Genomic DNA, 12,831 nt, shown 5'->3' with positions numbered 1-12,831 from the left:
AGCGAGCCTGCTCGCGATAGCTACCTAACCAGCGACGCCGATTTCAGCGCTTGTCGATCTTGTCCGGCAACGGCGCAAACAGCGCTTCAATATCATCGCTCTGTAACTTCCAGTCCCCGGCCTTGCGGCCATCCAGCACGCCCGCTGCCAGGTCAGACTTTTCCTTTTGCAGGTGCTGAATTTTCTCTTCCACCGTGCCCCGGGCAATCATTTTGTAGACGAACACCGGTTTTTCCTGACCGATGCGATAGGCGCGGTCGGTGGCCTGATTCTCGGTTGCCGGGTTCCACCACGGGTCGTAGTGAATCACCGTATCGGCTTCGGTCAGGTTCAAACCGACACCGCCGGCCTTCAGGCTGATCAGGAAAATCTGACGCGTACCGCTCTGGAATTCCTTCACCGGTGTGCGCCGGTCACGGGTCTGGCCAGTGAGGAGGGCGTAAGCGATCTTGCGTTTTTTCAATTCCTCTTCGATCAATGTCAGCATCGAGGTGAACTGCGAAAACAGCAGAATCCGCCGGCCTTCCTCGAACAGTTCCTCAAGCATTTCCATCAGGCTGTCGAGCTTGCCCGATGTGCTGCCGCGCGCAGGCAGGGTGGCGTCGTTGACCAAGCGCAGGTCGCAGCAGACCTGGCGCAGCTTGAGCAACGCTTCGAGAATAATGATCTGGCTGCGTGCCACGCCTTTGCGAGTGATCTCATCACGGACTTTCTTGTCCATCGCCAGACGCATGGTCTCGTACACGTCGCGCTGCGCTTCGTTGAGTTCGACCCAATGGATGATTTCGGTTTTCGGCGGCAGCTCCGTGGCGACCTGCTCTTTGGTGCGGCGCAGCAGAAACGGTTTTATCCGACCGTTGAGGTGCTGCAGTCTGACTTCGCTACCGCGCTTTTCGATCGGCACGCGGTAATCGGCATTGAAACTTTTCACGTCGCCGAGCCAGCCCGGCAACAGGAAGTGGAACAGCGACCATAGCTCGCCCAAGTGGTTTTCCAGCGGCGTGCCGCTGAGGCACAGGCGCTGGCGCGCATTCAGCTCGCGCGCGGCCTGGGCGGCTTTGCTGTTGGGATTCTTGATGTACTGCGCTTCGTCGAGCACTAAAACGTGCAGCGGCTGTTTGGCCAAGCGTTCGACGTCTTTTGGCAGCAGGGCGTAGGTGGTGAGGATCAGGTCGAAATCGGCCAGATTGTCGAAGTGTTTCTTGCGCGCGGCGCCATATAGCGCGAGCACTTTCAACTGCGGGGTGAAGTGCGCCGCCTCGTCGAGCCAGTTCGGAATCAGGCTGGTCGGCATCACTACCATGCACGGACGATCGAGGCGTCCGGCGTTCTTCTCGCTGAGAATATGCGCCAGGGTCTGTAGGGTTTTACCCAGGCCCATGTCGTCCGCGAGAATGCCGCCGACCTCCAGTTGCCGCAGCGATTGCATCCAGCTCAAGCCTTCAAGCTGATACGGGCGCAGCGTCGCGTTCAAGCCTTGCGGCGCTTCGGCGCTGAAATCGCGGATGTCGCGCAGGCGCTGGGCGAAGGTGCGCATCTGCTCGCCGCCTTCCCACAACAGCGGCAGGCCTTCCAGCGAATTGAGCCGGGTGGCGTCAGCCTTGCTCAGACGCAAGGTGGTTTCGCCCGGCTCCTGCAAATAGAACTCGCCCAGCGTCATCAATACCAGCTTCAAGCGACCGAGCGGCAAAGCAACCTGCAACGGCCCGTGCTCACTGGTGCGTTGCGGAATGTTGACCAGAATCAGCTCGTCATCGCGACGGCGGGCGAGGCGCTCCGGGTTGAGAATCTCGGTGTGCGAGCGCATCAGATTGAGCAGGATCGGCAGCAGGCTCAGGCGCTCGCCGTTGACGATGATGCCCAGTTCCAGATCGAACCAGTCGCGCTCCGGCGCCTGCTCGACCGTGGCGTACCAGTCATCGACGGCAGTCAGGTCGAAGCCGAATTCTTCATCGATCTGTAACTCCCAGCCCTGGCTGCGCAACTTCGGCAAGTCATTCAGAGTGAAGGTCAGCCAGGCGCTATCGTTGACCATCTCGTACAGTTCGCCGGCGCTTTCCGGCAGGGCTTTGCTCTGCCGCGTGGCGATGCGGAAACCGAGGATTCTTAACTGTTCGCGGTAGGACTGTTCGACATCCGGATGCCGTTTTATGCGTAGGGTCTGGGCTTCCTGACGGATCAGGATGTCGCTGTGCTTTTGCCCGCTGACGTATTCGTCCAGATAGCTGAACGACAGCGCAGCGCGGTGTTGAATGTAGCGTTGCATCTTGCCGTTGCGCGGCTCGAAGGCGCTGAACTCGACGCTCGCCAGCCATAGGCGCGGCACCGGCTGCACATTGTCCACCAGCACTTGCGGTGGCGCTTTCGGGCTGCGGTTTTCCAGCACGGCCTGGAGTTTTTCCAGCAGCTCGGCATCTTTCGCGGCGGCGGGGTAGTCGAGGGTTTCCTGGATTTTCAGCAGCACCGCCGCGCAGTGTTTGCAGTTGCTGCGCACCGGGCAGGTACAGGTGGCGTCGACCAGCAGCAGGGTGGCTTTGGCTGATTCGCGCAAATGGATGGTTTGCCGGTAAACGCTACCGCCAGAGCCTTCGCAACTGGCGGTGATGGTCGCATCGCCGACCTGGGCGATGCGCACCCGATTCTCCAGAGCGTAGCGGCGGCCGCGCTCCAGACTCTGTTCTTTGAATCGGCTGACCCACGACGGGGCCAGCGGTTTGCTCAGGGGCGGCGGCATAAGGACTTCGATCAGTCCGGCACGACTTCAGGCGCTTCACGCGGCGCTGGTGCGGTGAGGGAAGTGATCTTGATCAGCAGCGCCAGGTGGCCGTTGTCGAGGTAGTTGAGCTGGCCGTTCTTGGTGTGGCTGTCCTGGCGCAGGCGCTCACTGGCGGTGACCAGGCCATTGGCGTCGATCTGATTGACCCAGAAATCGGCAGTCACGTCGGTGAAGCGGCCGAGTTTCATTTCCAGCGTGCCCTCGATAGGGAACTGGCCGAACTGCTCCTGACCCTCACTGACCGCGACTTTCGCCGGCGCTTCGCCGAGGCTCTGCTGCCAGGCTTTGTGCATCAGCACGGTGTACTCGCCGCTGGCGGTGAGTTTGCTCACTACATCATTCAGCGCAGGCGTGCGCTGGCTGTCGTCGCCCAAACGCTGGGCACCAGCGGCCCAGTCTTCCGGGGCGGCGCGGCTGGCGATGGCCGGGACGGCATTCTGGCGCACCAGAATCATTTCGACCTGATAGGTGTCATCGGCAAACGCCGTCGGTGCCGCAAGTGCGAGCAACAAAGTCAGGGAGCGGAACAGGCGCATCGGGCGTCCTTCAAGCGGATTTCGGGATGAGGCGCTCAAACAGCGCCTCGACAGTATTGAAACGTTCTTCCGGGCGCTCCATCGGCACCTGGAATTTGAACATCGTCGCGCCTTCGAACTTGTAGCGCTTGGGCTGCGTCTGGATCAGCTTGATCAGGGTCATCGGGTCAACCGGTGTCTGCGCTTCGAACTCGATACGCCCGCCTTGCGGCCCGCCGTCGACTTTCTTGATGCCAAGCTTTTCCGCCTGCAGTTTCAACGCGGTGATCCGCACCAGGTTTTTGGTCGGTTCCGGCAACAGACCGAAACGGTCGATCATCTCGACCTGCAGATCCTTGAGGCCTTCCTCGTCGGTGGCCGAGGCGATGCGTTTATACAGAATCAGCCGTGCATGCACATCCGGCAGATAATCTTCCGGAATCAGCGCCGGCACCCGCAGGTTGACCTCCGGGCCGCCGCCAAGCGGTTGATCGAGGTTCGGCTGCTCGCCCTTGCGGATCGACTTCACCGCGCGCTCGAGCATTTCCATGTACAGGGTGAAACCGACAGCCTGAATCTGCCCGCTCTGACCATCGCCCAGCAGTTCGCCGGCGCCACGGATTTCCAGGTCGTTGGTGGCCAGCACGAAACCGGCGCCGAGGTCCTGGGTATTGGCGATCGCTTCCAGACGCTTTTCCGCGTCCGAGGTGATCTGCTGGCGCGGCGGCGTCAGCAGGTAGGCGTAAGCCTGGTGGTGACTGCGGCCGACACGACCGCGCAACTGGTGCAGTTGGGCCAGGCCGAACTTGTCGGCGCGCTCGATGATGATGGTGTTGGCGCTCGGCACGTCGATGCCGGTCTCGATGATGGTCGAGGCGATCAGCACGTTGAAGCGCTTGTGGTAGAAGTCGCTCATCACCTGTTCGAGTTCGCGTTCGCGCATCTGCCCGTGGCCGATACCGATGCGCGCTTCCGGCACCAGTTCGGCAAGGTCGGCGGCGCATTTTTCGATGGTCTTCACATCGTTGTGCAGGTAGTAAACCTGACCACCACGCAGCAGTTCACGCAGCAGGGCTTCCTTGACCGTGCTCTTGTTCTGCTCCATGACGAAAGTGCGCACCGACAGGCGTCGCGCTGGCGGCGTGGCGATGATCGACAGATCGCGCATGCCCGACACCGCCATGTTCAGCGTGCGCGGAATCGGCGTCGCGGTCAGGGTCAGAATGTCGACTTCGCTGCGCAAGGCCTTGAGCTGCTCTTTCTGGCGTACGCCAAAGCGGTGTTCTTCATCGATGATCACCAGCCCGAGGTTTTTGATCTTCACGTCGTCGGACAGCAGCTTGTGCGTGCCGATGACGATGTCGATCTTGCCTTCCGCCAGATCGGCGATCGCCGCGTTGACTTCCTTGGCCGACTTGAAGCGACTCATCACTTCGACGGTGACTGGCCAGTCGGCGAAGCGGTCGCGGAAACTGTTGTAGTGCTGCTGGGCGAGCAGGGTGGTCGGCACCAGAATCGCCACCTGACGACCGCCGTGCACCGCGATGAACGCCGCGCGCATGGCCACTTCGGTCTTGCCGAAGCCAACGTCGCCGCAGACCAGACGATCCATCGGTTTCGGCGCAAGCATGTCTTCGCGCACGGCCTCGATGGTCGCTTGCTGATCGGGTGTTTCTTCGAACGGGAAACCGGCGCTGAAGGTGGCGTAATCGGCCTTCGGATCGGCGAAGGCATAACCTTCGCGGGCGGCGCGACGGGCATAAATGTCGAGCAATTCGGCGGCGACGTCACGCACCTGTTCGGCGGCTTTGCGCTTGGCTTTCTGCCAGGTTTCCGAACCGAGGCGATGCAGCGGCGCGAGCGAATCGTCGCTGCCGGTGTAACGTGCGATCAGGTGCAGGTTGGCGACCGGCACGTAGAGCTTGGCGTTCTCGGCGTATTCGAGGGTGAGGAATTCGGCGGCCTGATTATCGATTTCCAGAATCGTCAGGCCCAGATAGCGGCCGACACCGTGGTCGATATGCACCACCGGCGCGCCTTCGCGCAGCTCGGTGAGGTTCTTGATCACCGCATCGTTGCTGACGTCGCTGCGCTTCTCGCGGCGGCGACGTTGCATCACTCGTTGGCCGAACAGCGGACTTTCCGCCACCAGCGCCAGCGCCGGATCGTCGAGTACCAGACCCTCGTCGAGCGGGGCGATGGTGATCGCCAGACGATCCTTGCTGGCAACGAAGTCCGGCCAGCTGTCGACGGTTTTTGGCCGCAGCTTCAGGCGTTCCAGAAGTTCCAGCAGGACTTCGCGACGACCCGCCGATTCAGCGGTGAACAGCACGCGACCGGGGAATTCTTCGAGGAAGCCGGCCAGCGCCGCCAGCGGTTGCGTGGCCTTGGCCTCGATGGCCAGATCCGGCAGCGCATGGGCCGGGAAGCGCTCGCGGCCGACGCCACTTTCAACGTCCTGTTGACTGGCAACAACCCGTGGCCAGTTCTTCAGGCGCGCAAAGCAGTCTTCCACCGGCAGGAACAGTTCCGCCGGTGGCAATAAAGGACGCGAAGGATCGACGCGGCGTTCTTCGTAACGATTGCGCACGTCGTTCCAGAAGTTTTCCGCCGCCTGCTCGATGCCCGGCAGCGAGAACACCTGAGTGTCCTGGGGCAGGTAATCGAACAGGGTCGAAGTTTCGTCGAAGAACAGCGGCAGGTAATACTCGATACCGGCCGGGGTGATACCACTGCTCAGGTCCTGAAAGATCGGGCAGCGGCGGAAGTCGACGTCGAAGCGCTCACGGAAACGCGCCTTGAACCGGGTCACCGCGTCTTTCTGTAACGGAAACTCGCGCGCCGGCAGCAGCTTGACCGACTCGACCTTGTCAATCGAACGCTGGGTTTCCGGATCGAAGGTGCGCAGGGTTTCGATTTCGTCATCGAACAGGTCGATGCGATAGGGCAGCTTGCTGCCCATCGGGAACAGGTCGATCAGCGCGCCGCGCACAGTGAACTCACCGTGTTCATACACCGTGTCGACATAGCGATAGCCGCTGGCTTCGAGCCGTGCGCGCATCAGTTCAACGTCGAGCTTCTGGCCGATATCCAGCACCAGGCTGCTGCCGAGGAGGAATTTGGTCGGCGCCAGGCGATGCAGGGCGGTGGTGATCGGTACCACCAGCACGCCGTGGGCCAGTTCCGGCAGGCGATACAGGCTGGCGATGCGCTGGGAGATGATGTCCTGGTGCGGCGAGAACAGGTCGTAGGGCAGGGTTTCCCAGTCGGGGAAATGCAGTACGGGCAAATCCGGGGCGAAGAAACCCAGCTCCTGTTCCAGCCGTTCGGCACTTTGGCTGTCGGCGGTCAGCAGCAGGGTAAAGCGCTTGGCAGCGCTGGCAGCCTCGGCAATCGCCAGGCTGAGGGCGGCACCGGGCAGATTGCCCCAGTGCTGTTTACCTGCTTCGGCAGGGAGTAGCGGTAGACGCAGAACAGGCACGGAAGGTTGAGCTCCAGGCGTTGCGACAAAGTCGGTAATTGTAGCGGCCTCCGGTGCCGCCTGTCAGTTGCAGACTGCGTCTATCTTCAGGGTTTGGACGAAATGTAGTGGTAACCATAAAAACGAGCACTTTTTTCGTGGTTATGTAGTGCCGAAACCGGGCGGTGTTACGGAGGGTTACAGACATCGTCTAACACTCGTCGAAAAATTGACTGCGCTGAAAGCCCCGGTTTTACTGGGCTGGAGAAGGGCGTAAATTTTTTGAACGGGATTTTGTTACCGATTGCGCGACAAGCGCGCATTGCTGAAAGGGCTTGTCGGCGGCATAATGTAGCCCCTTTTTTCTGCCCCTACATGTGGAAGGTTACCGTGACTCAGAAGCCCGACCAGTGTCTTGGTGAATGGATCGACCGTGAAGCACTCGCAGAAGCGATGATCCCGCTTATCGGTCAGCTCTACCGCAATAACAACGTGGTTAGCTCGATCTATGGCCGCAGCCTGATCAACCAGTCTGTCATCGCGATTCTCAAAGCTCACCGCTTTGCTCGCCACCGTTCTTCCGACGACAGCGAACTCTCCGTCCACGAAACATTCCCACTGCTCAAGGCCATGAGCGAGCTCAAGCTCGGCGCGGCGTCGGTGGATCTGGGCAAGCTGGCGTTCAAATTCCGCAATGAAGGCAACGGCCGCAGCGCCGAGCAGTTCGTGCGTGAAGAGATGGCTGACGTGGTTGGCCAGCAGAACGCCTCGGCCCGCAAAGGCACTGACGTTGTTCTGTACGGCTTCGGTCGTATCGGCCGTCTGCTGGCGCGCATCCTGATCGAGAAAACCGGTGGTGGCGACGGCCTGCGTCTGCGTGCCATCGTCGTGCGCAAAGGCGCCGAGAACGACCTGACCAAGCGCGCCAGCCTGCTGCGTCGCGATTCGGTACACGGTTCGTTCAACGGCACCATTACCATCGACGAAGAAAACAACACCATCACCGCCAACGGTAACCTGATCCAGGTGATCTACGCGAAGAACCCGACCGAGGTGGATTACACCCAGTACGGCATCAAAGACGCGCTGCTGGTGGACAACACCGGTGTATGGCGTGACGCCGATGGCCTCGGTCAGCACCTGGCCTGCCCGGGCATCGACCGCGTTGTTCTGACCGCGCCTGGCAAGGGCAAGCTGAAGAACATCGTTCACGGCATCAACCACGGTGAAATCACCGCTGACGACAAGATCGTCTCGGCAGCTTCCTGCACCACCAACGCCATCGTGCCGGTGCTCAAAGCGGTCAACGACAAGTTCGGCATCATCAACGGTCACGTTGAAACCGTTCACTCGTACACCAACGACCAGAACCTGATCGACAACTTCCACAAGGGCGATCGCCGTGGCCGCAGCGCCGCGCTGAACATGGTGATCACCGAGACCGGCGCCGCCACCGCTGCTGCAAAGGCTCTGCCTGAGCTGGCCGGCAAGCTGACCGGTAACGCGATCCGCGTTCCGACGCCAAACGTGTCGATGGCCATTCTCAACCTCAACCTTGAGAAAGCCGCCACCCGCGAAGAGATGAACGAGTACCTGCGCTACATGGCGCTGCACTCCGAACTGCACAAGCAGATCGACTTCGTCAATTCGCAGGAAGTGGTGTCGACCGACTTCGTTGGCTCGCGTCACGCCGGTGTGGTCGATGCTGAAGCGACCATCGTGCAGGACAACCGCGTCGTTCTGTACGTCTGGTACGACAACGAGTTCGGCTACAGCTGCCAGGTGGTTCGCGTGATGGAAGACATGGCTGATGTGAATCCGCCAGCGTTCCCGCGCTAAGCACTCGTTGCAAATGAAAACGCCCCGACTTAGGTCGGGGCGTTTTTGTTTGTGTGGCTGGATCAATCTCTATTGCCTGTGCCGGCCTCATCGCTGGCAAGCCAGCTCCCACAGATTTTTGGGAGGTTGCATAATTGTGTTCACACCCGAAGTCCCTGTGGGAGCTGGCTTGCCAGCGATAGCGTCTTATCTGGCGCCGCCGATGATCGAGGCCTGCGCAGTACGCAGCTCATGCCGATTGCCACGGAACAACACCAGTGTCGCAATCAACCCCAGTACCGCCGCGCCACTGAGCCAGATCCCCGGCGCTGCCTTGTTGTCCAGCACATGAATCAGATAGGTACACGCCGCCGGCGTAAAGCCGCCGAACGTCGCCGTCGCCAGGCTGTAGGCCAGCGAGAAACCGGTCGTGCGCACTTCCACCGGCATGATCTCGGTCAGCGCCACCACCATCGCGCCGTTGTACGAGCCATAGAGGAACGACAGCCACAATTCGACAATCAGCAAATGGCTGAAGCTCGGATTCGCCACCAGCCACGACAGTGCCGGATACGCCGTGAGGATCGCCAGAATCGTCGCTGCCAGCAGCAGGGGTTTTCGGCCGATCTTGTCGGAAACAGCGCCCATCACCGGCAGCCAGAAGAAGTTCGACAAGCCGATGCATACGGTCACCAGCAGCGCATCGAGGTCAGACAGGTGCAGCTCGGCCTTGCCGAACGTCGGTGTGTAGGCGGTGATCAGGTAGAACGACACCGTGGTCATCACCACCAGCGCCATGCCGGCAATGACGATGCCGAAATTCTGGCCGATCGAGCGGACGATTTCGCCGAGGGTAGGGCGGTGGGTGCGCGCCTGGAATTCCGGAGTTTCTTCCAGCGAGCGACGGATGAAGAAAATCACCGGCACGATCATGCAGCCGATCAGGAATGGCACGCGCCAGCCCCATTCGCCCATCTGCTCCGGACTCAGCCAGTGGTTGAGGCCAACGCCGAGCAGACCGGCGAACACCACGGCTGCCTGTTGGCTGGCGGACTGCCAACTGACGAAGAAGCCTTTACGCCCCGGCGTTGAAATTTCCGCCAAATACACCGACACACCGCCCAATTCCACGCCAGCTGAGAAGCCTTGCAACAAACGGCCGAACAACACCAGTAGCGGCGCGGCGACACCGAGCGTCGCGTAGCCGGGCACGCAGGCAATCAGCACCGTACCGGCGGCCATCATCGCCAACGTGATGATCAGGCCTTTACGCCGTCCGTGACGGTCGATATAGGCACCGAGGAAAATCGCCCCTAGCGGGCGCATCAGGAAACCGGCGCCGAAGGTCGCCAGCGACAGCATCAGCGAAGCAAACGCGCTGTCGGTGGGAAAGAAGGTTTTGGCGATGGCCGTGGCATAGAAGCCGTAGACCATGAAGTCGAACATTTCGAGGAAGTTGCCGCTGACAACGCGAAAGATCGCTTTGCCTTTGCCCGTGGTGGAGGACATGGGAGGTACTCACTGTTCAATTTTGTATAAAGGCGTTGCAGCCATGGGGAAGCGAGCGGGCGCTTGTAGTTCATAATGGCCGCCGTGGTTTTGCGGGGAGATGAAGAATTGTTAACTGGACGCTGGTGGGGGCTTGTGGTTTTTGCGGTGGCCATCGGCGGCTGCGGCAACGGCGATTCTCTTGAACAGGTCGGCGGCTCGACCATGGGCAGCACCTGGTCGGTCAAGTACGTGCGCCACGCCGATGTTGCCGATCCTGCGCAAGTGCGCGGTGAAGTGGAGCGCATCCTCGGCGACGTCGATCAACAGATGTCGACTTACCGCAGTGACTCCGCCATCCAGCGTTTCAACGCCTTGCCCGCCGATAGCTGCCAAGCCATGCCGGCAGCGGTGCTCGAATTGGTCCGCATCGGCGAACAGCTTTCAACGCAAAGCGAAGGCTCCTACGACCTGACCGTGGAACCACTGCTGGACCTCTGGGGATTCGGCCCGCAAGGACGCGAAGAAAAGATCCCCGGTGCGGCCGCTGTGGCCGAGGTCATGCAGCGGGTCGGCCATCAGCACCTGCGCATCGATGGCGAGCGGTTGTGCAAGGACGCCGCCGTCGAAGTCGACTTCAACAGCATTGCCGCCGGCTACGCCGTGGATGCCATCGCCGCCAGATTGCAGGGCATGGGCATCGACAATTATCTGGTTGAAGCCACGGGCGAACTCAAAGCCCGTGGCAAAAAGCCGGATGGCTCAGCGTGGCGCATCGCTCTCGAAGAGCCTCGCGATGACCAGCAAGTGGCCGAGCGCGTCATTGCTGTCGATGGCTACGGCGTATCCACCTCCGGTGACTATCGCCACTATTTTCTGCAGAACGGGCGGCGTTATTCCCACACTTTCGATGCACGCAGCGGGCGACCTGTCCCACACGACCTGGCGTCAGTCACAGTGATTCATCCTTCAGCGTTGATGGCCGATGGACTATCGACGCTGTTGCTGATTCTTGGGCCGGAAAGGGCGCGGGACTATGCTCAAGAGCATGACATTGCTGCATTCTTTGTCTTGCGTGCCGATACAGGTTTCGTCACCCGCAGCAGTCAGGCATTTACGCAGCTTGTCGGTGAAAAAACTGACCGAAGACAAGACGAAAGCTGGCGTTGTAGTGCAGGCAAAAGTAGCCTACGACGCGACCAAGGGTTAATGTGCGCGGCGTTGACGCTTCTATAGACTGTGTCCGGGTTCTCTACTGGCCCCCAATTGTTCCTTCGCGCCGCCGTTCGGCGTGATTTAGCCGCCGGTGCTGCTGGCACCGCGGCCTGTTCTGAGGAGTACGCATGGCTGTCTACAACTACGACGTGGTGGTACTGGGTTCCGGCCCGGCGGGAGAAGGCGCGGCAATGAACGCCGCCAAAGCGGGGCGCAAGGTCGCGATGGTCGACAGCCGTCGTCAGGTCGGCGGCAACTGCACCCACCTCGGCACCATCCCGTCCAAGGCACTGCGTCACTCGGTGCGGCAGATCATGCAGTTCAACACCAACCCGATGTTCCGCGCGATCGGCGAGCCACGCTGGTTCTCCTTTCCGGACGTGTTGAAAAGCGCCGAAAAAGTCATTTCCAAACAAGTCGCATCGCGCACCGGCTACTACGCCCGTAACCGCGTCGACGTGTTCTTCGGCACCGGCAGCTTCGCCGACGAGCAAACCATCGAAGTGGTCTGCGGCAACGGTGTGGTCGAGAAGCTGGTGGCCAAGCACATCATCATCGCCACCGGTTCGCGTCCGTATCGCCCGGCGGACATCGATTTCCACCACCCGCGTATCTACGATAGCGACACCATCCTCAGCCTCGGCCACACCCCGCGCAAACTGATCGTTTACGGCGCCGGCGTGATCGGTTGCGAATACGCATCGATCTTCAGTGGTCTGGGTGTGCTGGTCGAACTGGTCGACAACCGTGGCCAGTTGCTGAGCTTCCTCGACTCGGAAATTTCCCAGGCGTTGAGCTACCACTTCAGCAACAACAACATCACCGTGCGTCATAACGAAGAGTACGACCGCGTCGAAGGCGTGGACAACGGCGTGATCCTGCACCTGAAATCCGGCAAGAAGATCAAGGCCGACGCCTTGCTCTGGTGCAACGGCCGTACCGGCAACACCGACACGCTGGGTCTGGAAAACATTGGGGTCAAGGTCAACAGCCGCGGCCAGATCGAAGTCGACCAGAACTACCGCACCTGCATAGAGAACATCTACGGCGCCGGTGACGTGATCGGCTGGCCAAGCCTGGCCAGTGCCGCTCACGACCAGGGTCGTTCCGCCGCCGGCAGTATCGTCGACAATGGCAGTTGGCGCTTCGTCAATGACGTGCCGACCGGCATCTACACCATTCCGGAGATCAGCTCGATCGGCAAGAACGAGCAGGAGTTGACTCAGGCCAAGGTGCCGTACGAAGTCGGCAAGGCATTCTTCAAGAGCATGGCGCGGGCGCAGATTGCCGGTGAGCCGCAGGGCATGCTGAAGATTCTCTTCCACCGCGAAACGCTGGAAGTGCTCGGCGTGCACTGCTTCGGTTATCAGGCGTCGGAGATCGTTCACATCGGTCAGGCGATCATGAACCAGCCGGGCGAGCTGAACACCCTGAAGTATTTCGTCAACACGACGTTCAACTACCCGACCATGGCCGAAGCCTATCGGGTAGCGGCGTACGACGGCCTCAACCGGCTTTTTGACGGGCTCCGGCCGGTGGCCTGAGCCGGCCGGGGAGAC

At 60.7% G+C, this 12,831-nt stretch carries 7 protein-coding genes; 3 read left to right on the top strand and 4 right to left on the bottom strand.

Translation table 11 applies throughout. The annotated features are described in order from the left end of the window. Nucleotides 1-43: 43 nt before the first annotated feature. Genes ACZZZ4_RS26780 through mfd form a run of 3 tightly spaced genes read right to left on the bottom strand, consistent with a single transcriptional unit; the run spans nucleotide 44 to nucleotide 6,772 of the window. Nucleotides 44-2,734 (bottom strand): SNF2-related protein, encoded by a 2,691-nt coding sequence (locus ACZZZ4_RS26780; protein ID WP_463549223.1) that lies wholly within the window; start codon nucleotides 2,732-2,734, stop codon nucleotides 44-46. Between the two features lie 11 nt (nucleotides 2,735-2,745). Next, complete coding sequence (locus tag ACZZZ4_RS26775; protein WP_039760776.1) at nucleotides 2,746-3,312, bottom strand: CsiV family protein; 567 nt, start codon at nucleotides 3,310-3,312, stop codon at nucleotides 2,746-2,748. 10 nt (nucleotides 3,313-3,322) lie between these two features. Continuing rightward, nucleotides 3,323-6,772, bottom strand: coding sequence for a transcription-repair coupling factor (mfd, locus tag ACZZZ4_RS26770; RefSeq protein ID WP_463549222.1), 3,450 nt, complete (start codon nucleotides 6,770-6,772; stop codon nucleotides 3,323-3,325). A gap of 354 nt (nucleotides 6,773-7,126) precedes the next feature. Here mfd and ACZZZ4_RS26765 point away from each other — a divergent pair, with 354 nt between their 5' ends. Next, on the top strand, nucleotides 7,127-8,590 hold the full coding sequence (locus ACZZZ4_RS26765) for a glyceraldehyde-3-phosphate dehydrogenase (RefSeq protein WP_016775482.1): 1,464 nt from the start codon (nucleotides 7,127-7,129) through the stop codon (nucleotides 8,588-8,590). Nucleotides 8,591-8,776: 186 nt separating this feature from the next. Here the strand turns inward: ACZZZ4_RS26765 and tcuC are convergent, their stop codons facing one another. Then, nucleotides 8,777-10,078: a tricarballylate/proton symporter TcuC gene (gene tcuC / locus ACZZZ4_RS26760; protein WP_463549221.1), complete on the bottom strand. Its 1,302-nt coding sequence runs from the start codon at nucleotides 10,076-10,078 to the stop codon at nucleotides 8,777-8,779. Between the two features lie 75 nt (nucleotides 10,079-10,153). Here tcuC and ACZZZ4_RS26755 point away from each other — a divergent pair, with 75 nt between their 5' ends. Continuing rightward, a complete protein-coding gene (locus ACZZZ4_RS26755; protein ID WP_463549220.1) occupies nucleotides 10,154-11,293 on the top strand; it encodes an FAD:protein FMN transferase in 1,140 nt (379 codons plus the stop codon). A 107-nt stretch (nucleotides 11,294-11,400) separates the two neighbouring features. Beyond that, nucleotides 11,401-12,816 carry a Si-specific NAD(P)(+) transhydrogenase gene (gene sthA, locus ACZZZ4_RS26750; protein WP_463549219.1) on the top strand — a complete coding sequence of 472 codons (1,416 nt, stop codon included), beginning with the start codon at nucleotides 11,401-11,403 and terminating at the stop codon, nucleotides 12,814-12,816. The last annotated feature ends 15 nt before the right edge of the window (nucleotides 12,817-12,831 follow it).

Source organism: Pseudomonas sp. AC252 (assembly GCF_979258105.1).
The sequence above is the reverse complement of the archived record's forward strand: the minus strand, read 5'-3'. Positions and strand labels throughout refer to the sequence as shown.